Below are 23,762 nucleotides of genomic sequence, written 5' to 3' on the forward strand. Positions count from 1 at the left end.
CCTGACGTCGCTTAGCCAGTACCCCCGTGGAGCCTTGCCTATGACCAACCTGACAACTGCCATCGGCGCAGAGACGATGATCACCATGGAGCGGGTGGAAAAGTGGTATGGCGCCTTTCAAGCCCTCCACGACATCAACATGTCGGTCCGCAAGGGCGAGCGGATTGTCCTGTGCGGCCCTTCCGGCAGCGGCAAGTCGACGCTCATCCGATGCATCAATCACCTGGAGAGCTACAACAAAGGCGAAATCCGCGTTGGCGGCATCCTTCTCAACAACCAGGCAAAAATCATTGATGCCATCCGCCGAGAGGTTGGCATGGTCTTCCAGCAGTTTAATCTGTTTCCGCATCTGACCGTGATCGAGAACTGCATGCTCGCGCCCATGCGGGCGCTGGGCATCGGCAAGGCCGAGGCACAGGAGCGGGCACGCGGACTGCTTGATCGGGTCAAGATCCTGGAGCAGGCGGAGAAGTATCCGGCCCAGCTCTCGGGCGGCCAGCAGCAGCGTGTCGCGATCGCCCGCGCGCTGTGCATGCGCCCGAAAGTGATGCTGTTCGACGAGCCGACCTCGGCTCTGGACCCGGAAATGGTCAAGGAAGTTCTCGATACGATGATGGGTCTCGCCGAAGAGGGCATGACGATGATCTGCGTTACCCACGAGATGGGCTTTGCCCGCCAAGTGGCAGACCGCGTGATCTTCATGGCCAGCGGTGCAATTGTCGAGGAAGCGCCGCCCGCCGAATTCTTCACGAATCCGCAACATGAGCGAACCCGAAAATTCCTCGGAGAAATTCTGCATAGGTAAGCGATCTGCGCGACCCGACGTCGCCGCATAGTCGCAAAATTCCGGGAGCCGGCCAATGAAGCCGCTAAAGATTGCAGTCATGGGAGCAGGCCTTATCGGCAGGCACCATGCAGAGCGTATTCTCAGTGAACCGGCAACTAAGCCCTCGGCAGGCGTCGCCCCTTCCGTGGCCGGTCGCGACTTTGTCGAACGCGCAGGCATCCCGTGGTATCGAAACTTCTCGAAGATGGCAGCCGGAGACAGGCCTGACGGCGATGTAAGGCTCCCGGCGATTGGGCAGCAAGGTCTCGCCACCCTGCGGGTCATCGAAGCCATCAAGACATCAGCGCGGACAGAGCAAACGGTTCGCCTTTCGACATCTGTGCCTCTCCCGATCTCCAGAAAGTCCAGCAAATGATCACCGGCACGACCAAACTCATTGCCCATCTCGGCTACCCCACGGAATCCTTCAAGGCGCCGCTGATCTACAACCCCTATTTCGAGAAGCACGAAATCGATGCCGTTGTCGTACCCATGGGCTGCAAGCCGGAAGAGTATCCGGCGTTCCTGAAGTCTCTCTTCCGCCTGTCCAACATACACGGCGCGCTCGTCACGATGCCCCACAAGATATCGACGATGGCACTCCTTGATGAGGCATCGACCAACGCCAAGGTCGCGGGTTCCTGCAATGCTGTCCGCCTCGCTCCCGATGGGAGACTGATCGGGGATATGTTTGATGGTGAGGGTTTTGTTCGCGGGGTCCTGCGAAAGGGTAGGAAAGTGACCGGAGCCCATGCGCTCGTTGTCGGCGCCGGTGGGGTCGGCTCGGCGATTGCGGCCTCGCTGGCGAAGGCAGGCGTGGATCGCCTGGCGATCTTCGACGCAAACGAGGTAACCGCCACCGCACTGCTCGAACGGCTGACGAAATTCTATCCGGACCTGCACGTCACCACCGGCTCCACCGACCCTTCCGGATTTGACATCGTCGTCAACGCAACACCTCTTGGAATGCGTCGTGGCGATCCCCTCCCGATCGACGCCGAACGCATTTCCCCGTCCACATTCGTCGGTGAAGTCGTCATGACGGAAGAGATAACGCCGTTTCTGAAGGCCGTGCGTGCCCGGGGATGCGCATTTCAGGTCGGGACCGACATGCTGTTCGAACAGATCCCCGCTTATCTCGAATTCTTCGATTTTCCGACCACGACAGCGGATGAGTTGCGAGCAGTCGCAAGGATCGGCAAATAAAATCTGCCAGTCTTTGCCTTATCCTGCGAAACTCGTCGAAAGCATACCGGCGGAAGGCTTCATTCTATCCTTGAACGGATTTCAATGCAGAACCGTTCACCGAGGGCAATTTCCCCAGCGAACGATGCAATAGCTGACGAAGATGCTGACGGATATCGCCAAAGGCTGGGCTATGCCGATCGGGACGTTCGGGAAGGTCGATGTCGAGCACCTGCATGATGCGGCCGGGCGAAGGCTGCATGATCACAATGCGCCGCGCGAGGAACAGGGCTTCGTCGATATCATGCGTAACGATGATCATGGTCGGTTTCGACGCCGCCCAGATATCCAGGAGATGATCCTGAAGATCGGCGCGGGTGAAGGCATCCAGCGCTGAGAAGGGCTCATCGAGCAGAAGCACTTCCGGATTGACCACCAGCGCGCGGGCAATCGCGACACGCTGCGCCTGCCCGCCGGAAAGCTCCTTCGGCCAGCGCTCCGCATAGTCGGAGAGCCCGACACGGGCAAGGCCACTTGCGACGATCTCATCACGGGCCGTCCGGTCGAGATCTGCAAGTCCGAAACCGACGTTCCCGGCCACGGTCAGCCATGGCAGCAGGCGCGGTTCCTGGAAAATCATGTTGATGCGAGGATGCGGCTCGATAACCGTCTCGCCGTCGATACTGACCTTTCCCCTGGTGGGCGTTTCCAGCCCGCTGACCAGGCGCAGAAGCGTGCTCTTTCCGCAACCCGACCCGCCGATGACTGCGGTGATCTCGCCATGCGGAACCGACAGCGAAAAACGCTCCAGAGCATGCTGGCCGTTGGGGTAAATCTTGGTGAGGTCCCTGAGGTCCAGCATGAATCAGCGCTCCCGGCGAAAGTTGTCCTGCCACCGCAGAAGCGGCGCAGTCACAGCCACGAGCATACTGTCGGTCAGCTTGCCGACAACAGCGAAGACAAGGATGGCCGCCATGACCTGATCGGGCTTGCCGAGCTGCTGGCCATCGACCAGCAGATAGCCCAATCCCTCCGACGCCCCCATGAACTCCGCCGCAACGACAAACATCCAGCCAAGGCCGAGACCGGCGCGCAGAGACAGCACGAAGGTCGGCAGAACGGCGGGCAGCAGGATACGGCGGACGAGATCGAAGCCGGACAGACGGAAAATGCGTCCCACCTCGACGATCTTGCGATCGACACCCAGCAAGGCGCCAACCACGCCGAGATAGACGGGAAAGAAGACGCCGACCGCAATCAGCATGATCTTGGAAGCCTCGAATATCCCGAACCAAAGAATGAATAGCGGCACCCAGGCAATGGACGGGATCGCCCGCAACGCCTGCAGCGTTGGATCTACCAGCCGGCGAACCGTCGCAAAATATCCGACAACCGCGCCGATAACCGTTGCTGCCGCAGCCCCGAAGACGAAGCCCAGCGCAACACGAAGGGTCGTCGTCCAGATATGCAAGGCAAGCTCGCCAGTGGCGGCGAGGCTTGAGAGCGTGGCGATGACGCGCGATGGCGGCGGAACAAGGCGACCGTTGATCAGCCCGACGGTGGCCGCAGCCTCCCACAGGAGCAGAATACCCAGCGGAAAAACCACCGATAGCCCGATCCTCGCAAGGGGCAGCCTCTGCCGGACCTTATCGGAATAGCTCGCCTGCAAGGCGAGCCTCTCTTCCACCACGTCGGCCATGTCCTATCCTATTGAGTAACCGCAAAACGCGTGTCGATCAGATCTGAAACGGTCTTGGCGATATCGGCATCGGCCGGCAGCACGCCAGCCTGCTGAAGCGCTAGACCGGCAGCGAGGATGGTTTCGCGCTGCTTGTCGCCGATGACCGGCTGGGAAAGATCTGTCCGCTCAAGCTGCTTTTCGATGACTGGCTCCGGAAGCTTCGCAGCCTCGACCAGCGCTGCCTTCAGGGCGGCCGGATCGGCGATTGCCTCGGCGCGGGCGGCCTCATATGTCGCAATCACGCGAGTGACGATATCCGGGTGTTCATTGGCAAACGTCTCGGTGGTGTTCAGCACGCCCCAGCTGTTGTTTTCCGGTTTACGGAAGAAGAGTTTTGCATCGCCTTCGAGCTCAGCGGAGGCCATCAGCGGATCGAGGCCTGCCCAGGCATCGACATCGCCCCGCAGAAGCGCAAGCTTTCCATCAGCATGCTGCAGAAGCACGATGCTGACATCCTTCTCGGTCAGTCCTGCATCTGCGAGCGCCCGTATCAGGAAGATATGCGGATCGGTTCCACGCGTGACGGCGATCTTCTTGCCCTTCAGATCCTCGACCTTGGCAATGCCCGTGTCGGCGCGGGTTACCAGCGCCGTCCATTCCGGTCGCGAATAGACATAGATGGATTTGATCGGATTGCCGTTGACGCGGGCGATCAGCGCAGCCGCTCCCGCGGTCGAACCGAAATCGATCGACTCCGCGTTGAGGAATTCGAGTGCCTTGTTGGAACCGGCAGATTGAACCCAGGTGACCTTGATGCCGTCCTTCTCGAATTCCTTTTCCAGCAACCCCTCCTTTTTCAGGAGCACGCTGACGGGATTATAGGTCGCCCAGTCGATGCGGATTTCCGAAAGATCAGCTGCGTGGGCGCCGAAGCCGAGGCCGAGCGACGCCGCAAGTCCGAGGACTGCGCTACGAATAAGGTTCATGATCGTTCCCCTTGAGTTTGAATATTCCATTGGCCATCAAGGTAACGGCAACGAGGGGTAATCTTGAGAAATAATCTACCAATTTTGTTGATATAGTGGGAAATTACGTAGCGTGCGCTGGCGCATGGCGCGCATCCACGCGTCGCGAGCGCGATACCCACCACGGCATGTCAGCACACAGACCACCACGCCTTGCATCGGCGTGGATAAGGATATTCTACGAATTTTATATAGAATAGGCCACCATTCCTTAGCGGCGCGGCTGGGCTGCGGCATACTTCCTCCATCGTCCGTGATGGGCGTCCGTGATGGGAAAGTGAGACACATGGCGGAAGAGGGTTGTAGAGTATCGATAGACACATTGGTCCTGCCGGGCTTGAATGGATCCGGCGAGGGACATTGGCAATGGCACTGGCTGCGCGATCACGCAAATGCCCGTGGCGTCGAGCAGGACAACTGGATCTGCCCCGATCTCGACGATTGGCGCGCCCGTCTCCAGGCATCCCTGACCGAAGTTCGCAGCGTATGGCTCGTTGCCCATAGTCTCGGCTGCATTCTCGCGGCCAATCTCGCAGATAGCCCGCTGGCATCGCGGATCAAAGGCGCGCTGCTGGTCGCGCCCTGCGATCTCTCCGTCGTCGAGGAACTGCACCCCTGCGCCGTGAATTTCGGCGCAATGCCATTGAAACGTCTGCCGTTTCCGAGCCTCGTCGTCGGCAGCCTCAATGATCCCTATATGGATTTCAACATGACCCAACGCGTTGCGCAGGCTTGGGGAAGCGAGTTGATCGACCTTGGCCACGCCGGTCACATCAACATTCGCAGCCGCTTCGGTCGCTGGCCGCAGGGCTATGACCTACTTCGGCTGCTGCAGACCAACATCAAGAAAACAACGATCGCCGCAGCAACCGAGCGGAGATCGCTGAGACCATCGACGCAAGCTGCATATTCCTGAGAAACGAGCAGTCTCCGGCCGAATCTCGCCGGCCGAAGGCATCAGCGAACCCCAATGTCGCGTTTCAGTTGGCCCGCGCCCAGGGAGCAATCCACCGCTCCAGCAAGCGGGCAAGCACCTCGAGCAAGATGGCAATAACCGCAATGACAATGATGCCGGCGATGACGACGTCGGTCACCAGGAACTGCGCCGCAGACTGTATCATGAAGCCAAGCCCTCGCGTTGCCGCCACCAATTCGGCGGCGACGAGCGTCGACCAGCCGGTGCCGAGCGCAATGCGCGTTCCGGTGAGGATGGAAGGCACGGAGGACGGAAGAATGACATGCAGCAGAACCTGAATACGGGAAGCACCGAAGGAGCGTGCGGCATTGATGTGGTCCTTCGGCACCGCCCGCACCCCGGCCGCCGTCGCGATGATGATCGAGGGCAGCATGGAAAGGGCGATGACCGTAACCTTCGATGCCTCCCCAATCCCGATCCAGATGATGATCAGCGGCAAGTAAGCCAGCGGCGGTAGCGGCCGCAGAAATTCCACCACCGGATCAAGAATGCCGCGCCCGATCCTGCTGGTTGCGATCAGCAGACCGGCGGGAATGCCGATCGCAACCGAAACGACCAATGCCGCAAGCACACGCCCCAGACTTGCCGCGGCATGTTGCGCAAGCGTGGAATCGACAAAGCCCTCCGTTATCAACGTCCAGAGTGATGCTCCGACAACAACGGGGGAAGGCAGGAAAATCGGTGAAACCAGCTCGGCGGCGGCAGCGAGATACCAGACGACAAGCAGCCCGAGCACCGTCAGCGTAGAAATCACCGCCACGGGTATCTGGCGACGACGCACGGCAGGCACTGCCTGCTCCACATCGTCAGGAATTTTCAGGGATGGCTCGGCAACGATGGTCATGCGGCAAGCTCCTCCTCTGGCGAAAGCGTGTGGATGAGATCCGTCAGCTGTTCGTGGATGCTCTTGAAAAGCGGCGTCGCGCGAAGGGTCTCTGGCTTGGCACCGGCAAGCAATTCGGCCCCGAAACCAGTCTCGAACGTTGCGGCGATCCGCCCTGGATTTGGCGAAAGCACGATGATGCGGGTGGCAAGCAGCAGCGCCTCGTCAATGCTGTGGGTGATAAGCAGCGCGCCTGCGCCACTCTTCTTCCAAATATCGAGAAGGAAGCCCTGCATCTTGGTGCGGGTCAGGGCGTCGAGGGCACCCAGCGGCTCGTCGAGAAGCAGGAAACTCGGTTCGGATGCCAGTGCCCGCGCGATCCCGACGCGCTGCCGCATACCACCGGAAAGCTCCCAGATACGGCGATCGGCGGCATGGGAAAGAGCGACAAGCGCAAGCAACGCATCGGCTCGTGCACGCCGTTCTGCTTTTGAAAGCCCCCGAAGCTTCAGCGGAAAGGCCACGTTGTCCCGCGCATTGAACCAGGGATAAAGCGCATCGTCCTGGAAGACGACGGCACGTTCTGCACCGGGCCCGACGATACGCGCGCCATCGAGCAGGACGCCGCCCTCGGTCGGCACCTGGAAACCCGCGGCGAGGTTGAGCAGGCTCGTCTTGCCCGAACCCGAGCGGCCGATGATCACCACGAACTCGCCGCTGGACACCGAGAAATTGATGGAATCCAGAACCTGCTGCGGCAGCCCTTTCCGCTCACGCGACGGATAGGACAGACTGGTCTTGGTGAAGGTAAGCGTGCTGCGTGTCATCTTGGCCTCTCATGAAGAGGCGCGACGCAGCTTGCGGCTGCGTCGCGCTCGGATATCAGGTGCAGGTCGGGTCAGAAGGAAAGCTTGGCAGCTTCTTCGACCCAACGGGTTGAGACGTAGGGCTTGTAGTCGTCGAGGATGGCGGGGATCTTGCCCTGCTCCTTCAGGAACGCCGACGTTTCAGCCACGGCCTTCACCGTTCCGCCGCCGAGAAGATCGGCACCGGCCTGCTCTTCGAGCGTCGGGAAGATGTAGCCCTTCAGCAGCGCCGGCACTTCTTCCTGCTTGGCGCCGGTCAGGCGGGCAATCTTTTCAGCTTCCGGCGACTTGGCATCCCAGCTTTCCGGCTTGGCGCGGTAGGCTGCCGTTGCATCGCCCGTTACCTTGACGAAGGCTGCAACCACATCCGGATGCGCTTCAGCAAAAGTCTTGCTGACAATCCAGGCATCGAAGGTCGGGCCGCCCCAGCTCGCCACGTCGGCGGAAGTGGCAAGCACCGTGCCGCTCTTCTTGAGCTCGGCGAGAACCGGATCCCACACATAGGCACCGTCGATATCGCCGCGCTGCCAGGCGGCTGCGATTTCCGGTGGCCGCAGGTTGAGAATTTCGACCGACTTCGGGTCGATGTTCCAGTGCTTCAGGGCCGTCAGCAGGCTGTAGTGGGCGGTGGAGACGAAGGGGGTGGCGATCTTCTTGCCAGCCAGATCTTCCGGCTTGGCAATGTCACGCACGGCAAGCGCCTCGGCTTCGCTGATCAGGCCGACCAGCGCAATCGTCTCGATCGGCAATTGGCGGCTTGCGGCCGCGGCGAGCGGCGAGGAACCGACATAACCGATATCCAGCGAGCCGGATGCGATCGCCGCAATGACATCGGCGCCGCCGTCGAACTTCTGCCAGTTGATCTTGGCGCCGGTAACCTTCTCATAGGTGCCGTCTGCCTGCGGAACGCGCGAGGGCTCGACGATTGGCTGGTAGCCGATGTTCAAGGTGACATCGTCAGCGAAAGCCGTCGAAAAGCTGACTGTGGAAACGATTGTTGCAGCAGCAAGAGCCGCAAAAGTGCGTCGCGTGATTTTGGTCATGGGGTCCTCTCTCATAAACGGCGATGCCGAGTTCCCCTAAATTCTCATAGTCAATAGAATTAGTAGAGGAAAAGCCAACTCAATTTCGGTACATTTTGGCACTTAGTTTTCTCCCGCCTCTTGCAATCGTGAGGATCGATATGCGTCTGGAAGCGAGTTCAAGGGTGTAAAAAAATCCACATATGATTAAATCTATAGAATGACCTCTTTTTCACTCTCGCCTCGCTTGGTTTAGGTTCACCGGAATACGGACATCGGTCCGTTCAGGAGTTCGAGCATGCCGTTTCAAAAAAGCGTTCCCGTCGTCGGCATTGTCGGAGGCGGTTTTACCGGCGCCACGGTCGCATTGCATCTCGCAAATACGTTTGGTAAGCGTAAGCCACCCAAGATCGTCGTTTTCGAACCGAGGGAACGGCTGGGCGCAGGCCTCGCCTATGATACAGCGGAGCCTGTTCATCGCATCAACGTGCCCGCCGGCAGGATGAGCGCTTACCCGGACGACCCCGAAAGCTTCACACGCTGGCTTGAGAAGACGGACGCACTCGTCGACGATCCCGAAGCCTTTTCTGCAGACGGCACTCCTTTCCCGCGACGCGCAATATTCGGCCGATATGTGGCAGCCCAGCTTGCCCCCCTGCTCTCCTCGGGCATCGTGGAACACAGACGCACCACTGTTTCGGAGATTGCGCGCGACGCCGGGCGTTGGATCGTGCAGCCACAGGATGGCCAGACGACCGAAGTCGATATCCTTGTTGTCGCCGTCAGCCACCCCTCTCCCTCCCTGCCGCGTTCCTTGCGGGCCATTGCGAGCCACCCAAAGCTGATTGGCGATGCAACGAGACCGGATGCGCTTGCTCCGATCGAACCTTCAGATCGGGTGCTTGTAGTCGGCAACGGGTTGACCGCAGCCGACGTCATCGCCGCCCTTCGCAGGCGTGGTCACCGCGGCGCCATTACCGCCATCTCGCGCCGCGGCCTGCGTTCGCGTGGTCATTCAAAATCCGTCCAGGACCCTTTCGGCGACTTCCTTGATCACCCCTCGCCGACAGCCTCCCATCTTCTCCATCGGGTGCGCCAGCAAATTGCTGCTGCCGTACGGGCCGGCTTCACCTGGCATGCCGTTCTCGATACCGTGAGAAGTCAGGCCCAAACGATCTGGGCAGGCCTGCCGGTTGCAGAGCGGCGACGGATCGTGCGTCATCTGCGGCCGTTCTGGGATGTCCACCGCTTCAGGATTGCGCCCCAGGTGGAACACGCGCTCGATGAGGCTGTCGAGGACGGCAGCCTGTCGATCCTCGCCGCCTCCGTCCTCTCCGCCAAGCAGGGCGATGATGGCTTTCACCTGCTCCTGCGCAAGCGGCACGCGACGGAACCCATGCCGCTTGTTGTCGATGCCGTGGTTGTGACCACCGGCCCCGGCCACGGAAGCATCCTGCAATCCCAGCCATTCCTCTCCGGGCTGGCCGAAAATGGTCTGCTGACCCTCTGCCCGACAGGTCTCGGAATCCTGAACGACCGCACTGCGCGGGCGGTGACCGCACAGGGAGAGCATCTCGAGACGCTGTTCATTGCCGGGCCGCTGGCCCGCGGCACGGTTGGCGAACTCATGGGGCTTCCGCAAGTCACCGAGCATGCGGTGCTTGTGGCGCAGCAGGTGGCCGACATTCTGTCCGCTGGTCCCACCGGAGATCCGGTGAAACCAGCGGCATTCAAAAAGCAGGCCGCTCTTCCATAGGCTGCGGCCCGCCTATCGCCGCCTCAAGAAGCCGATGCGAGCTTGACGTTGCCGCCATGGCCGCCGCCACCGAAGACCTGCCGCTCGCCGAAGGACGAGCGGATCTGGTTGCGCGGACCGCCGAGGCCGATTTCCGGGAACAGCAGCTCGGAGACGCGATAGGCCTCTTCCAGATGCGGATAACCGGAGGCGATTACCGTATCGATGCCGATCTCCTGATATTCGCGAAGCCGCGCCGCCACCGTTTTCGGGGATCCGACAAGCGCCGTTCCGGCCCCGGTGCGCACGAGACCGATGCCGGCCCAGAGATTGGGAGAAACTTCAAGCTTGTCGCGACGGCCATTGTGCAACGCCACCATGCGCGCCTGCCCGACGGAATCCGATGCTTTGGCAAAAACGGCCTGAGCGGCTTCGATCGCTTCGTCCGAAAGCTTGGAGATCAGCCGGTCTGCCGCTTCCCAGGCCTCATCATCGGTCTCGCGGACGATGAAATGCAGGCGGATGCCGAAGGAGACCTCACGCCCCTTGGCTGCGGCGGACTTGCGCACGCGTTCCACCTTTTCGGCAACCTGTGCCGGCGGTTCGCCCCATGTGAGGTATTTTTCGATCATGCCGCCGCAAAAATCGATTGCGGCATCGGAAGAGCCGCCGAAATAGAGCGGTGGCCGCGGTTGCTGCACCGGCGGAAGACCAAGCCGCGCATCGATCGCCTTGATGAACTTTCCATCGAGCGTGGATTTGCCGGTTTCCAGAAGCTCGTTGAACACTTTGAAGAACTCGTCGGCATGATCGTAACGCTCATCATGCCCGAGGAAGACGCCGTCACCCGCCAGTTCCTGGGCGCTGCCGCCCACGACGATATTCAGGAGAAGCCGGCCATTGGACACACGGTCGAGGGTTGAGGCAAGCCGGGCATAATAGGCAGGCGACGCCGTGCCCGGACGGACGGCCACAAGGAATTTCAGCTGTTCGGTGCGCGCGGCAAGATCGGCCGCCAGCACGAAGGATTCCTCGCAGGCAACACCGGTCGGGATCAGCACGCCCGAATATCCAAGCCGATCGACGGCCGTGGCGATCTCGCGGAAATAACCGGGGTCCACAGGACGGCTGAGATCGTCGGAACCGAGATAGGCTCCGTCCCCCGACGAGGGGATGAACCAGAGGAAATCGAGCGGCTTGTCAGTGGCGGCCATGGAAAGATCCTTTTGAACGAAGCTGTGCCCGAAGGACTGCTCCCGCAGCGGGATACGCGCCAGGGGGAAAACAATCGTCCCCGGCAGCCCCTCCCACCGCAGGCGTCAGCCAAACGGGCATTTCGGAAGAAGAATAGAATTTTCTATAATTTCAGTAAGGAATATTTTTCCATGGAGCCGCCTATGCGTGGATTTCTGTCATCGTTTTCTTTTCAATCGGGCTTTTGCGGCGTGTACACCGCATAGCGCGCACCGCAATTGCCTTCCATAGCCGCGCGTGATCGGCGGCAAGCCGTCTTTCGTATTCGGTGAAATCCTCTGTCGTCATGGTTGGCTCCGTTTGGCTGGACAGCGGAAAGCGTTCACGCGGCATCTTTTCCGCCCGTGGCTTAAGTTTTCATCATCCCTTTCGCTTTGAAAGCGGCGGCGGGATCGGCCGGGGCACATCGGGTGCCTGATTGGTAAGTAATAGATGACACGCGATGTGCCCCGTCTCGGTGGTTTTTACCTGCAACTCCGGTTCCTCTGCAAAGACGGTACCCCTTGCGGTGGGACCGAAGTCAGGAGGCATTTGCGCCACCAGCCGTCTGCTTGTGTGCCTCACAGGCACGCCCCGCTCTCTTTCAAGCGAGAGGGAAACCATTTTCTGCAAGCCCCCTTGGCCGCGCCTGCGTTTCAAACCCAGGCCAAGGGCACCGGCCCCACCTCGCCGGCAACGCTTTCCGGTGTATCCGATGGCAGGACGGGAGGAGTGTGCCACGGGGGAATGGGGCGGGGATTTGGGGGGAGGATGGATATAAGAGATTGCCGATACGGCTGCAGAATAACCGCTATTGGGCCGATACTGTTGAAAAACTAACCGTTGTCGGCATTGGGATGTCATGATTCAATCGTCGCATTGATTTGCGGGGGATTGAGTGATGATGGGATGCCAGACAGCTCCAGCGCAGCTCTTCTACGACTTCTGCCTTGATGATCACGTTCCTGCCGACCACATGCTGCGCGGGATCGACCGCCATCTCGAACTCGACAGCGTACGAGCGCACTTGAAGCCTTTCTACAGCGCCACGGGTCGCCCCTCGATTGATCCCGAGCTTATGATGCGAATGCTGATCATCGGCTATTCCATGGGCATTCGCTCGGAGCGACGGCTTTGCGAAGAGGTCCACCTCAATCTCGCCTATCGCTGGTTCTGCCGCCTCGGTCTGGACGGCAAGGTCCCTGATCACTCAAGCTTCTCGAAGAACCGCCATGGCCGGTTCCGGCAAAGCGACATCCTGCGGCATATGTTCGAAACGGTAGTGGAGCGCTGCCTCTCTCAAGGGTTGGTTGGTACGGAAGGATTTGCAGTCGATGCCAGCTTGATCGCGGCGGATGCAAACAAGCAGCGCTCGGTACCAGGATCGGAATGGGAAGCCAAAGAAGATGCGGGACGCTCGGTACAGGAATATCTGGCTGTTCTCGATGATGCTGCTTTCGGCGCTGCCTCGCCGGTCACGCCGAAGTTCATCTCCTCGTCTGATCCGGCCGCCCAATGGACCGGTGCCCACAAAGGCCACGCCTTCTTCGCCTATGCGACCAACTATCTGATCGATACAGACCACGGCGTCATTCTGGATGTGGAGGCGACACGGGCGATCCGCCAGGCGGAGGTCGGTGCATCCCGCACAATGCTCGGCAGGACCGAGAACCGCTTCGGCTTGCGGCCCGATTACCTCGCGGCCGACAGTGCCTACGGTTCTGCCGACAACCTCGCCTGGTTGGTCAACGAGAAGGAGATCGCGCCGCACATTCCGGTCTTCGACAAGTCGAAGCGGACGGATGGCACCTTCTCGCGTTCCGACTTCACCTGGGAAGCCGAGAAGGAGCAATACCTTTGCCCTGCCGGAAAGGAGCTGAAACAATTCCACCGCACTTACGACCCACCCAGATCGGGGATCACGGCCGAGGGAACCCGGCTTTATCGTGCCAGCAAGAAGGACTGTGATCAGTGTGAACTGAAGCCTCGATGCTGCCCGAACATGCCTATGCGCAAAGTACCGCGCGATCTCAATGAGGATGCACGCGATGTCGCCCGAGCGATTGCCAAGACACCGGAGTATGAGCAGTCACGGCATCGTCGAAAGAAGGTCGAAATGCTCTTCGCTCACCTCAAGCGCATACTACGGATGGCACGTTTAAGGCTTCGAGGGCCGTGTGGTGCGAGAGACGAATTCCTGCTTGCCGCAACCGCACAGAACCTGAGGAGGCTGGCCAAACTCAGGCCTCAGATGCCGCCATGCGGTGCCATCGCCGCTTGAGGGCGGCATCGACCGATACCCTGCGCTAAGGCGTAGGCAGATCGCAGCATAGTGCACCGCCCAAAAGACCGAAAAGGGCGTGTGAGCGGATAATCCGTCGAGTTTTTCAACGATATCGGGCCCAAAGCGGCCATCCGGGTACGCGGCATGATAATCGGCTACGAGAGGCTTCTCACCCAATCCCGAAATGCCTCAAGAAGCGAGCGCAGATTTTCAGGGCCGCCAACACCGCGAAAGGAATTGTCCTCTGTCCAACACGCCCACCAATCCTGCTCGGCCTCAAGACTATGGGAAATTCGGTCTAACGTCTTTCCGTCGAGAGCCGATCCTTTGAGATCGACTTTTAACGTAAACCCAGGATTATCGAGGGTGCCGATCTCGAAGCCGAAGTCATGCTCCCAATCGCCGTTACATTGTGCGTTGTACCAAGAGACCAAGAAATCTAGTGCGTCCACATTCTTCACCATAGGCCCCGACACGATCAGTGGCCCCGACCGGTAAGTCCTTGCTATACCGAGAAATGGACAGTCGCAACGAAATTGCACTGTACGCTTCTGGGCGCAAAGCGGTCATGAACGATTCCATTTCAACCGAGGTTGGCCCTGATATATTAGGTTCTGTTGACAAAGTAGGGTAGCCAAATCTTTGCGGCAGCCAACGCGAGGAAGGCTTCAAAGGAAGCTCTGGTCTTATCGTATCTGGTGGCGATCCTGCGAAACTGCTTGAGACGATTAAACATCCGCTCGATACGATTGCGATCCTTGTATGCTCGGTAGTCACAGGCAGGCGGGTTCTTCCGGTTCGCTTTTGGCGGAATAACGGGACGGATGCCGCGCATCAAAAGCTCTTCCCGGATAGAGTCGCCGTCATACCCCTTATCTGCCAGGAATAGCCTGGGCTTGTTGACTGGCATGGCCAACAGAGCCGGAACGGCATTGTAGTCCGAGGTCTCGCCACCCGTCAGGATAAAGCCAAGAGGGCGTCCCTGACCGTCCGCTCTGGCATGGATTTTTGTCGTAAAGCCGCCGCGTGATCGACCAAAAGCCTCCTTATGAGTCCCCCTTTAGCGCCCGCTGCCTGCGAATGGCCGCGAACTGTGGTGCTATCGATCATGTGCTGCCAGTCGTCAGTCAGGCCAAGGCCGACCAATGTTTCCAGAAGGGCATCCCAAACGCCGTGCTCAGCCCATCGCCGGAAACGGACATAGACCGAATTCCATTTGCCGTATCGTTCGTGCATATCCCGCCAAGGGCATCCGACGCGCAGAACGTGCAGCATCCCGTTTAGAAAGCGCCGATTATCATGGGCAGGACGGGATTTTCGTCCGCGCTCCGCAGGCAAAAGCCCTTCAATAATCCGCCATTCGACATCCGAAAGATCGCCACGAGCCAAAGCAGCCTCCTAAAAGACAGCGTTGAATCATGCTTCAGGTGATTTGCAAACCCACTTTGTCAACAGGACCTAGAGATTTTAGAAAAAATATGAATCTTTCCTCAGTTCTAAAAACTATTTTTACAATAGTTATTATTATCTTCCAGCGGACTTTCCTTATTCTTGTGAAACTTCCGTCGGTTTTTGCAATCTCGTACATCTACTCCCCCGGAAAAGTTGCTGTTTTAGTCCACTGCTGTCGTGACCGCAATTGGGCGCAAAGCTGCCGAGACGGCCCCTTCCAATTCCGTTGGCTGAATTGAGTGCAGGAGGATTCGGCATCGCTTTTTGCGAGACCTGAAATCCTCTAAATCCATGTATTTATTTATTTTTAGCGAAATCTTCTGAAAAAAGCGTAATGCAACAGCGCCACAACACGCCTAACTCACTGGAATAATTTTCTTTTTCATCCATCCCCGACGCAAAGCGCATCCTTGCAGACCGGCCGTGCTCCCTGCCAGATAGGGCTCATTCCAAGTCTGGTGGATACCGATGCCCCTTCTTCAAGCGCAAGCGCTTTCCCGGTCCTTTGGATCGACGCGGGCGCTTGCCGATTTCAGCTTTTCGATTGACCCCGGCGAGATAGTTGCGCTGATGGGCGCCAACGGCGCGGGCAAATCAACCTTCGTCAAGATCATCTCCGGTGTCCTGCTGGCAGAGAGCGGCAGCCTTACTTTCAAGGGGCAATCCTTTGCCCCGGCAACACCGGCCGAGGCGACGGCGGCCGGCATTGTCACGGTGCACCAATCGACCGATCTCGTCGGCATTCCCGGCCTGACGGTGGCCGATGCGTTGTTGCTCAACCGCTTTGTCGATCCCAGGCAGCCCTTCTTCGTTTCCCGCGGCCGTATTCGGCGCGAGGCGCAGGCCATGCTGCGGGAAGCGGGCTTCGACCTGCCTGTCGATCGCGATTTTGCCGATCTTTCCGCCGCCGAGAGGCAGCTTGTGGCGATTGCCCGCGGGCTCGCCAACAAGGCCGAGCTGCTGATCCTCGACGAGCCGACTGCGAGCCTTTCGGCCACTGAATCCCGGCGCCTCTACGCAACGCTGCTCGACCTGAAGAAGCGTGGCATCGCCATTCTCTATATTTCCCATCGCACCGCCGACCTCGAAGCGCTCGCGGATCGTGTTGCGGTGTTACGGGGTGGCCGGCTCGTTGAAACCTTCAAGCGGCCGGTGAACTTCGATGCCGCGATCGAGACGATGATCGGCAGGCCGCTTGCCTCCGCCCGGCCGGATGCCCGCGCCCTCACCGGAGACCCCGTGCTGGAACTCTCCGGCATCCGGCTTCTTCCCGGCAGCGATCCGTTCGACCTCACCCTCCATCGTGGCGAGGTGGTGGCGATCACCGGCGTTCTCGGCGCCGGCAAGAGCCGGTTGCTCTCGGCGATCTTTGGAAACGGCAAGCTTGCTGCCGGTGAGATGCGGCTGGAGGGCCGGCCCTATGTGCCGGCAAATCCGCGGCGCGCGGTGGATGCAGGTGTCGCCATGGCCGGCGAGGACCGGCACCGCTCCTCGCTCATGCCTGCCGGCTGGCCCGGCGAATCCATTGCTGCGACCATCAGCCTGCCGCACCTTCACCGCTGGTATCCGGGCGGTCTGATCCGGCCGCGGCAGGAGCGAGAAAAAGCGGAGGCAGCGATCAACCGGCTCGGCATCCACGCTTCCGGTCCCAATGCGTCCGTCTGGACGCTTTCAGGTGGCAACCAGCAGAAGGTGGTGCTTGCCCGTTGGGAAGCGGAGCCCGGCAAGCTGCTGCTGCTCGACGAGCCTTTCCAGGGCGTCGATGTCGGCGCTCGCCATGACATCATCACCGCCATCCGCAGCCGCAGCGACCGTGCCACCCTGATCGCCACTTCCGACCCCGAGGAAGCCATCGAAGTCGCCGACCGCGTTGTCGTCATGGACCACCAAACGCTCCTTCCAGACCGCCGTGACGCCGGCGCCAGCCACGACAACAGGGAACTCGCCCGATGACGACCGCACACGAAAATGCTCCCGCAGCAACAGTCGGAAACACCGGCGATGGTCTTCGCGAAATCCTGCGGTCCGGCGCGGTGTTCATCCTGCTCGCCGCCATGATGATCGGCTTTGCCATCGCCCAGCCGGCCTTCATCAACCTCAACAACCTGATGAGCATCCTGCAGGCGGTTTCCGTTGTTGCCATCCTCGGCGCCGGTGTCACGGTGACGCTTGCCGTTGGCGGTTTCGACCTGTCGATCGGCGCGGTCGCGGCATCCAGTGTGATGGCCGCAAGCTATTTCATGATTGTCTGGGGTTTTGGCGCGGGCGCGACCGTCGTGCTGGTGGTGTTTCTCGGCGCCGGCATCGGCCTTCTCAACGCCCTGCTGATCGTTCGCCTCAAGGTGCCAGACCTGCTGGCGACGCTCGCCATGATGTTCCTGCTGACGGGCCTGCAGCTCATTCCGACCGCCGGCCGTTCCATCTCGCCGGGCCTGATCCTGCCCGATGGCGCGACGGCAACCGGCAAGTACGATCCGCTGTTTCTCGCCATCGGCCGCTCCAGTGTGTTCGGCGTGGTGCCGCTGCCCGTCATTCTCATGGCCATCGTCGCCATCGCGCTGTTCGTTCTGACGGAGCGAACCCGCATCGGCCGCCTGCTGTTTGCGACCGGCGGCAATGAGCTCGCGACCCGTCTTGCCGGCGGGCCGACCAACCGGCTGAAGACGCTTGCCTATGTGATATCAGGCACGCTGGCCTCCGTTGGCGGCATCGTGGTTGCCGCCCGCGTGGGGCGCGGCGATGTGTCTTCCGGCGGTTCGCTGCTGATGGATGCCGTTGCCGCTGCTCTCATTGGCTTTGCGGTGCTTGGCCTGCGCCGCCCCAATGTCTTCGGCACGATCGTCGGTGCCGTCTTCGTCGGCGTGCTGCTCAACGGGCTGACGATGCTGAATGCGCCCTACTACACCCAGGATTTTGTCAAGGGGGCAGTGCTCGTCGGGGCCTTAGCGCTCACCTACGGGGTCGCGCGTGGGCGGTCCTGATATCTGCGCGTTGATTGTCGGAAAGGAGCAGCCCGCCCTTTCGGGCAGCGTCTCCCCGCCAGGCGGCAGGGAGAGCGGGTGGCGGGATTTTTCCGGTGACGACCGCCGGCCACCTCACCCATTCACCGATTTCAGGGTTGGCGCCTGCTCCGCCTCGCGCCGTTTGACAGCCTCGATATCCCGATAGCCATCCGCGGGATGGCTCTTCGGCAGATAGGGTCCATCCCCGAACAGCTTTTCGCGCAGCGTGCCCGGCTTATAGGCTGTCGGATAGGCGCCGCGCTTCTGCAGCTCCGGCACGATATGGCCGACAACATCCTCGAAGCTGTCAGGCGTCACCGCATAGGCGATGTTGAAGCCATCGACATCGGTGTCCTCGACCCATTCCTGCAGGATATCTGCAATACGCTCCGGCGCGCCGACGAAGACCGGACCCATGCCGCCGATACCGCCGAATTGCGCCAGTTCGTCGATCGTCCAGGACTTGTCGCCGCCGGCAATGTGCTCGACGAAGGAATGGATGGCGTTGGTTTCGATCCGCTCCACCACATCGGTTGGCGCATATTGCCCGAAATCGATGCCGCTCCAGCCGGACATGAAGGTCAGCGAGCCGTCATAGGAAACGTAACGCTTGTATTCCTCGAACTTCGCCTGCGCCTTCTCTTCCGTCTCGTCGGTGATGATGGTGACGAGCGTGTAGATGAACACCTTCTTCGGATCGCGGCCAGCAGCGGCGATGCGCTCGCGGATTTCGGCGACATAGCCCTTTAGCACCGATTTCGTCGGGGCGGCGACGAAGATGCATTCGGCATGGCCGGCGGCGAAGGTCTTGCCCGGACCGGATGCCCCGGCCTGATAGAGAACCGGCGTGCGCTGCGGCGACGGCTCGCTCAGGTGATAGCCCGGCACGTCGAAATACTTGCCCTTGTGGGCGATCTCGTGAACCTTGGAGGGATCTGTGAAGATGCGGTTTTCGCGGTCGCGCAGCACCGCACCCTCTTCCCAGCTGCCCTCGAACAGCTTGTAGAGCACCTCGACATATTCGCTCGCGACCTCGTAGCGGTTGTCGTGGCCGCGCAAGCCGCCCTGCCCGACATTCTTGGCACCGCTTTCGAGATAGGAGGTGACGATGTTCCACCCGACGCGACCCTTGGTGTGATGATCGGCGGTCGCGAGCCTGCGGGCGAAGGTATAGGGATGCTCGAATGAGGTGGAGGCCGTGATGCCGATGCCGAGATGCTTGGTAGCAAGTGCAATGGGGGCTGCGAGCTGCAGCGGATCGTTGACCGGGATCTGCGCCGCCTGATGAATCGCGTGATAGTTCGAGCCCTTGTAGACGTCGTAATAGCCGATGACATCGGCAATGAAGATGCCGTCGAATATCCCCTGCTCCAGCGTGCGGGCGAGATCCTGCCAGTAATCCAGATCCTTGTATTTCCACGACTTGTCGCGCGGATGGGCCCAGAGACCCGGCGACTGGTGGCCGACACAGTTCATGTCGAAGGCGTTGAAGCGGATTTGGCGGGCCATGGATATCTCCGGATTCCTGAAGGGGCGCCAGGAAGACGCCGATGGAAACCGAAGATAGCGGCTCGCGGGAGCGGATACAGAAATTCTATCATTTTTGTATACTATATAGCGGAAGAGTTTTGCGTTGACGGACTCTGAAGCGTCCCCGCGTCCGGAGACGCCAATCGCGCTGCAGAGATTTCGCAGGACCACTTTTCGCGCGGTTCCAGAGACCGGCAGCAAAATATTCTCAACTCCATGCCGTAGATTGGAAGACCATAGTTATCAATAAATTTTATAGATTTTATTCTATTCCCAAGCCGCATCATCGGAAGCGGGGACCGATCCGCAGAGCGATGCTCTCGATCGGCATTTCAGGGAGCACAGCATATGCGACAGGCGATCAAGACTTTCATGGCCGCAACGGTGGCCACTTTCACCCTCCTCAGCGTCGCGCAGGCCGACGGCATTGCCGGAGCCCCGGCCCCCTTCGACAAGGGCGACGTCAAGGTGGCGCTGATCTCCTTCATTTCAGCAGGCGATTTCTTCCAGGCCTATCAGGCCGGCGCGGAAGCGCAGGCCAAGGCGCTCGGCATCGACCTGCGCGTTTTCCCCGGCCGCCAGAATGCCGCCGAGCAGCGCGACCAGATCCAGCAGGCGATCAATCTCGGCGTGCAGGGCATCGTCATCGACCATGGCCAGCCGGAATCGCTGACCGACGTCGCCCAACAGGCACTTGATGCGGGCATCAAGGTTGTCGCCTTTGACGTGAACCTCAACAACCCGGCCATCCCGCAGGTCGAGCAGAGCGACCACGAGCTCTCCCGCCTCGCACTGGAACAGGTGGCGAAGGACAACGGCACGTCGTTCAATGCCGGCTATGTCTATGTCGCCGGCTTTGCGCCGCTCGATCGCCGCAACGAGGTCTGGGACAAATTCAAGGCCGAGAACAAGGGCGTCGTCGAAAAGGCCCGCTTCGGTGCCGTCAACGACACGACCGCGACCAGCACCGCCGATCAGGCCAAGGCCGTGCTGACGGCAAACCCGGATATATCAGTCATCTTCGCGCCCTATGACGAGTTCGCCCGTGGCGTGAAGCTTGCCGCCGCCGATCTTGGCATTGCCGACAAGCTGAAGATCTATTCGGCCGACGTTTCCACCGCCGATATCCAGGAAATCACCGAGGAAGGCAGCCCGTGGGTTGCGACCGTCGCCACCAACCCGGCCGTTGTCGGCGCCGTGTCGATCCGTGCCGCGGCGCTGAAAATCGCCGGTCAGGATGTGCCTGCGCAAATCCTCGTCAAACCCGCACTGCTGACCCAGGCGGCGCTGCGCGAAGCCGGCGTCAAGACGATCGAGGAACTCGCCGCCAAGGTGCCGGCCTTCAACGACAGCGACGCGGTGACCGCCGACTGGATCCCGGCAAAACTGTTCTGACCTGCCTGACGACAGGACTTGCCTCGTCAGGTCGCTGCTCATGTCAAAAAGCCCCCTTCCGTCATGCTCGACACGAGGCCGAGCATGACGGAAGGGCGAGGCCGGTTTTGTGAGCGAGTTGGCATAGCAGAGGTCAATTTTTCCTTTTACATGAACATCAGGAGTCTTCGATGACCGCACTGCAACTGCTCAAGGAGCGCGGACAACAGGATCAACGGCAAGCGCTGTTTGCCAAGGCAGAGGAAATCTCGGCGGATCTTGGCCGCCGCGGCGCTGAACTGGATACCGAAGGCAAGCCGCCGATCGCTGAGATTGCCACGTTGAAGGCGGAAGGCTTGCTCAATGCACTGCATGCGACCGACATCGGCGGCGGCGGGCTCGACTGGATCGACGGTCTCAGGCTGGTGCGCATTCTGGCGCGCGGCGAAAGCTCGATCGGCCAGCTGCTCGGCTATCACTACGTCAACAGCCAGTATCCCTATTGGGCCGCCCAAGACGCACAGAAGGCGCATGACCTCGGTGTCGAAACGGTTGCGAAATCGCTCTACTGGGGGGCCGCGGTCAATCCGCGCGATCCGGGCCTGACGCTGACGACGAGCGGCGATCACTACCTGCTCAACGGCCGCAAGACCTTCTCGACCGGTGCCCATGTTTCGGACCGCATCAACGCCAATGCCGCCTTCGGCGACCAGATCGCCAATGTCACCCTTCCGACCGACCGCCCCGGCTATATCGCCAATGATGACTGGGACAATATCGGCCAGCGGCTTTCCGACAGCGGCAGCGTCGAGTTCAGGGATTTTCCGGTCTACGAGAGCGATTTCCTGTTTCCACTGGCGGATAAGGATGCGACGCCGGCGGTGCAGGCGACCTTCAACACGCCGCTGATCCAGCTGGTCTTCGTCAACTTCTATCTCGGCACCGCCGAGGGCGCGCTTGCGGCTGCAACGGAATACGTTCGCACGACCACGCGCCCCTGGCTCACCTCCGGCGTCGATGCCGCCCGCGAGGACCCGTATATCCTTGAGCGCATCGGCGAGTTCCGGGCGGCACTCAAGGCATCCGCGGCGCTTGCGGATGTTGCGGCGGACGCTGTGCAGTCCGCCCTGTCGCGTGGCCGCAATGTAACCGAACGCGAACGCGGGGAAGCAGCGATCGAGGCCTACGAGGCCAAGGTCAATGCCACCCATATTTCGCTCGATGTCACCTCCCGCGTCTTCGAGCTGATGGGCGCGCGCGCAACGGCTTCCAGCCATCGCTTCGATCGTTACTGGCGCAATGTCCGCACCCACACCCTGCACGATCCCGTGTTCTACAAGGCCCGCGAAGTCGGTGATTTCGCGCTCAACGGCCGGGTGCCGGAGCCAAGCCTTTACAACTGAGCTTTTCCTCGCACCAATCCGCGGCTCGCCACCGCGGATTTTTCTTGGCCCATAAAAAAGGCCGCAATCCCGAAAAATTTGCGGCCAGTTTGCACCACTCAGAGGAGCTTTGAAATCAGAGCGCGCCACTCTTCGGCGGCGTGACGCGGTTCAGGTGATAGTTGCCGACGACGTGGTATTTCCAGCGCACGGGATCGTGCAGCGTATGGGTGCGGGCATTGCGCCAGTAGCGCTCGAGATTGAGACCGCGCTTGGTGGAAGCCGTCCCTGCCAATTCGAACAGAACATTGGTCGCGTCGATGGCGAGTTCCGTCGTCAATACCTTTGCCGCAGCGACTGAAAGAGTGGCGGCAACGGCATTTTCCTCGTTCAACGTGATCTGCGCCTGATCGACCCGGCGCCCGGCCCTCTCCAGTGTCGCTTCCGCCGCCTCGATACGGATTGCGAGTTCGCCGATGCGCGAGATCGTCAACGGGTCGTCGGATGCGCGCTCGACACCGCTGTCTGTCCAGGGGCGCGCGCGCTCCCGCACGAAGGTGATGGTTTCCTTCAGCGCTGCCCGCGCTATGCCGAGATCAATGGCGGCGTGGATGATCTGGCCGACCGAGCCTATCGTCGTCGGCCGCTCGAACCCCTTGTGATGGCGCACTACGGCATCGGACGGCACATAGACGTCGTTGAGGATCGTCGTGCCGCTTCCGGTCGTGCGCTGGCCAAAACCATCCCAGTCATCGACGATCTCGATCCCGGCCGTGGCGCGCGGCACGAAGGACATGGTCAGGCGATCGTCGGCATCGACGGCGAAGATAGTCACCCAATGGGCAAAGAGCACGCCCGTCGAATAGAATTTGCGGCCATTAATGCGATAGCCGACGCCATCCGGCGTGATACGGGTGTTATAGGTGCCCACGGTCTTGGTACCGACCTCCGACAGGGCATTGCCGAAGCGATCGCCCGCCAGCGCCCGGCCGAAAAAGAAACGCTTCTGCTCCTCGCTGCCGTCGTGGCGCAGCGCTTCCAGGATGTAGAAATGGTTCTGCGGAATCTGACCTATCGAGCTGTCGGCTTCCGAGAGGATTGCGGTCACTTCGGCGAGCACCGCATTCGAGACATCGATCCCGCCATATTCGGACGGGACGGTGATGGCGAGCAGGCCCGAAGCGGAAAGCCTGTCGAGCTCTTCATGCGGAAGGCTGCGCTCAAGGTCGCGCCGACTTGCGCCCGCGGCAAAATCCTCGGCGAGATCGCGCGCAACGGCAAGTGCTTCTTCCTCGCTGGCTATCCGGTGGACAGCGTCCTGAGGGTCAGCGAGCTGGATGACATGGCTCATGGCATTTCCTTTCAA

General features: G+C 60.5%; 20 protein-coding genes and 2 pseudogenes. 10 read left to right on the forward strand and 12 right to left on the reverse strand.

From position 1 onward, the window contains the following. Window positions 1-76: 76 nt before the first annotated feature. The 3 genes and pseudogenes from QO002_RS18905 (at window position 77) to QO002_RS18915 (ending at window position 2,032) form a co-directional block, all read left to right on the forward strand. The gene (locus tag QO002_RS18905; RefSeq protein ID WP_370878560.1) at window positions 77-805 is read left to right on the forward strand and encodes an amino acid ABC transporter ATP-binding protein; all 729 of its coding nucleotides are present in this window, start codon (window positions 77-79) and stop codon (window positions 803-805) included. Window positions 806-860: 55 nt separating this feature from the next. Continuing rightward, window positions 861-1,058, forward strand: a pseudogene (locus QO002_RS18910) (gfo/Idh/MocA family oxidoreductase); the annotation flags it as partial. Window positions 1,059-1,198: 140 nt separating this feature from the next. Beyond that, complete coding sequence (locus tag QO002_RS18915; protein ID WP_307232468.1) at window positions 1,199-2,032, forward strand: shikimate dehydrogenase family protein; 834 nt, start codon at window positions 1,199-1,201, stop codon at window positions 2,030-2,032. 64 nt (window positions 2,033-2,096) lie between these two features. Here the strand turns inward: QO002_RS18915 and QO002_RS18920 are convergent, their stop codons facing one another. Genes QO002_RS18920 through QO002_RS18930 form a run of 3 tightly spaced genes read right to left on the reverse strand, consistent with a single transcriptional unit; the run spans window position 2,097 to window position 4,678 of the window. After that, complete coding sequence (locus QO002_RS18920; RefSeq protein WP_307232470.1) at window positions 2,097-2,873, reverse strand: ABC transporter ATP-binding protein; 777 nt, start codon at window positions 2,871-2,873, stop codon at window positions 2,097-2,099. Between the two features lie 3 nt (window positions 2,874-2,876). Beyond that, complete coding sequence (locus QO002_RS18925; protein ID WP_307232472.1) at window positions 2,877-3,710, reverse strand: ABC transporter permease; 834 nt, start codon at window positions 3,708-3,710, stop codon at window positions 2,877-2,879. A gap of 8 nt (window positions 3,711-3,718) precedes the next feature. Next, window positions 3,719-4,678, reverse strand: a complete 960-nt coding sequence (locus tag QO002_RS18930; RefSeq protein WP_307232474.1) for an aliphatic sulfonate ABC transporter substrate-binding protein — start codon at window positions 4,676-4,678, stop codon at window positions 3,719-3,721. 325 nt (window positions 4,679-5,003) lie between these two features. Here QO002_RS18930 and QO002_RS18935 point away from each other — a divergent pair, with 325 nt between their 5' ends. Further along, entirely contained in the window at window positions 5,004-5,633 is a 630-nt protein-coding gene (locus QO002_RS18935; protein ID WP_307232476.1) for an RBBP9/YdeN family alpha/beta hydrolase, read from the forward strand. Between the two features lie 64 nt (window positions 5,634-5,697). On the opposite strand, the gene QO002_RS18940 is transcribed toward QO002_RS18935, so the two are convergent. From QO002_RS18940 to tauA, 3 genes are all read right to left on the reverse strand, one after another. Next, on the reverse strand, window positions 5,698-6,537 hold the full coding sequence (locus QO002_RS18940) for an ABC transporter permease subunit (protein ID WP_307232478.1): 840 nt from the start codon (window positions 6,535-6,537) through the stop codon (window positions 5,698-5,700). Then, a complete protein-coding gene (locus tag QO002_RS18945; RefSeq protein ID WP_307232480.1) occupies window positions 6,534-7,343 on the reverse strand; it encodes an ATP-binding cassette domain-containing protein in 810 nt (269 codons plus the stop codon). Before QO002_RS18945 ends, QO002_RS18940 begins: the two co-directional genes overlap by 4 nt. A gap of 71 nt (window positions 7,344-7,414) precedes the next feature. Beyond that, complete coding sequence (gene tauA / locus QO002_RS18950) at window positions 7,415-8,425, reverse strand: taurine ABC transporter substrate-binding protein (protein WP_307232482.1); 1,011 nt, start codon at window positions 8,423-8,425, stop codon at window positions 7,415-7,417. A gap of 277 nt (window positions 8,426-8,702) precedes the next feature. On the opposite strand from tauA, the gene QO002_RS18955 reads away from it, so the two are divergent. After that, on the forward strand, window positions 8,703-10,160 hold the full coding sequence (locus tag QO002_RS18955) for an FAD/NAD(P)-binding protein (protein WP_307232484.1): 1,458 nt from the start codon (window positions 8,703-8,705) through the stop codon (window positions 10,158-10,160). A gap of 23 nt (window positions 10,161-10,183) precedes the next feature. Here QO002_RS18955 and ssuD read toward each other — a convergent pair whose 3' ends face one another. Further along, on the reverse strand, window positions 10,184-11,353 hold the full coding sequence (ssuD, locus tag QO002_RS18960; RefSeq protein ID WP_307232486.1) for an FMNH2-dependent alkanesulfonate monooxygenase: 1,170 nt from the start codon (window positions 11,351-11,353) through the stop codon (window positions 10,184-10,186). A gap of 181 nt (window positions 11,354-11,534) precedes the next feature. Beyond that, window positions 11,535-11,726, reverse strand: a complete 192-nt coding sequence (locus QO002_RS18965; protein WP_307232488.1) for a hypothetical protein — start codon at window positions 11,724-11,726, stop codon at window positions 11,535-11,537. Window positions 11,727-12,273: 547 nt separating this feature from the next. Here QO002_RS18965 and QO002_RS18970 point away from each other — a divergent pair. Further along, window positions 12,274-13,653, forward strand: a complete 1,380-nt coding sequence (locus QO002_RS18970) for a transposase (protein ID WP_307228781.1) — start codon at window positions 12,274-12,276, stop codon at window positions 13,651-13,653. A gap of 158 nt (window positions 13,654-13,811) precedes the next feature. Here QO002_RS18970 and QO002_RS18975 read toward each other — a convergent pair whose 3' ends face one another. Together QO002_RS18975 and QO002_RS31135 are read right to left on the reverse strand one after the other, a co-directional pair. Further along, window positions 13,812-14,108: an immunity 53 family protein gene (locus QO002_RS18975; protein ID WP_307232490.1), complete on the reverse strand. Its 297-nt coding sequence runs from the start codon at window positions 14,106-14,108 to the stop codon at window positions 13,812-13,814. Window positions 14,109-14,263: 155 nt separating this feature from the next. Next, window positions 14,264-15,045, reverse strand: a pseudogene (locus QO002_RS31135) (IS5 family transposase). 531 nt (window positions 15,046-15,576) lie between these two features. Here QO002_RS31135 and QO002_RS18990 point away from each other — a divergent pair. Both QO002_RS18990 and QO002_RS18995 read left to right on the forward strand, forming a co-directional pair. Then, window positions 15,577-17,061 carry a sugar ABC transporter ATP-binding protein gene (locus tag QO002_RS18990; protein ID WP_307232492.1) on the forward strand — a complete coding sequence of 495 codons (1,485 nt, stop codon included), beginning with the start codon at window positions 15,577-15,579 and terminating at the stop codon, window positions 17,059-17,061. Then, entirely contained in the window at window positions 17,058-18,089 is a 1,032-nt protein-coding gene (locus QO002_RS18995; RefSeq protein ID WP_307232494.1) for an ABC transporter permease, read from the forward strand. Before QO002_RS18990 ends, QO002_RS18995 begins: the two co-directional genes overlap by 4 nt. A gap of 114 nt (window positions 18,090-18,203) precedes the next feature. Here QO002_RS18995 and QO002_RS19000 read toward each other — a convergent pair whose 3' ends face one another. Beyond that, entirely contained in the window at window positions 18,204-19,619 is a 1,416-nt protein-coding gene (locus QO002_RS19000) for an LLM class flavin-dependent oxidoreductase (RefSeq protein WP_307232495.1), read from the reverse strand. A 393-nt stretch (window positions 19,620-20,012) separates the two neighbouring features. On the opposite strand from QO002_RS19000, the gene QO002_RS19005 reads away from it, so the two are divergent. Both QO002_RS19005 and QO002_RS19010 read left to right on the forward strand, forming a co-directional pair. Further along, complete coding sequence (locus QO002_RS19005; protein WP_307233524.1) at window positions 20,013-21,035, forward strand: substrate-binding domain-containing protein; 1,023 nt, start codon at window positions 20,013-20,015, stop codon at window positions 21,033-21,035. 170 nt (window positions 21,036-21,205) lie between these two features. Beyond that, window positions 21,206-22,417: an acyl-CoA dehydrogenase family protein gene (locus tag QO002_RS19010; RefSeq protein WP_307232497.1), complete on the forward strand. Its 1,212-nt coding sequence runs from the start codon at window positions 21,206-21,208 to the stop codon at window positions 22,415-22,417. A 115-nt stretch (window positions 22,418-22,532) separates the two neighbouring features. Here QO002_RS19010 and QO002_RS19015 read toward each other — a convergent pair whose 3' ends face one another. Beyond that, window positions 22,533-23,747: an SfnB family sulfur acquisition oxidoreductase gene (locus tag QO002_RS19015; RefSeq protein WP_307232499.1), complete on the reverse strand. Its 1,215-nt coding sequence runs from the start codon at window positions 23,745-23,747 to the stop codon at window positions 22,533-22,535. Window positions 23,748-23,762: the final 15 nt, after the last annotated feature.

It is taken from the genome of Pararhizobium capsulatum DSM 1112, from assembly GCF_030814475.1.
Lineage (GTDB): Bacteria > Pseudomonadota > Alphaproteobacteria > Rhizobiales > Rhizobiaceae > Pararhizobium > Pararhizobium capsulatum.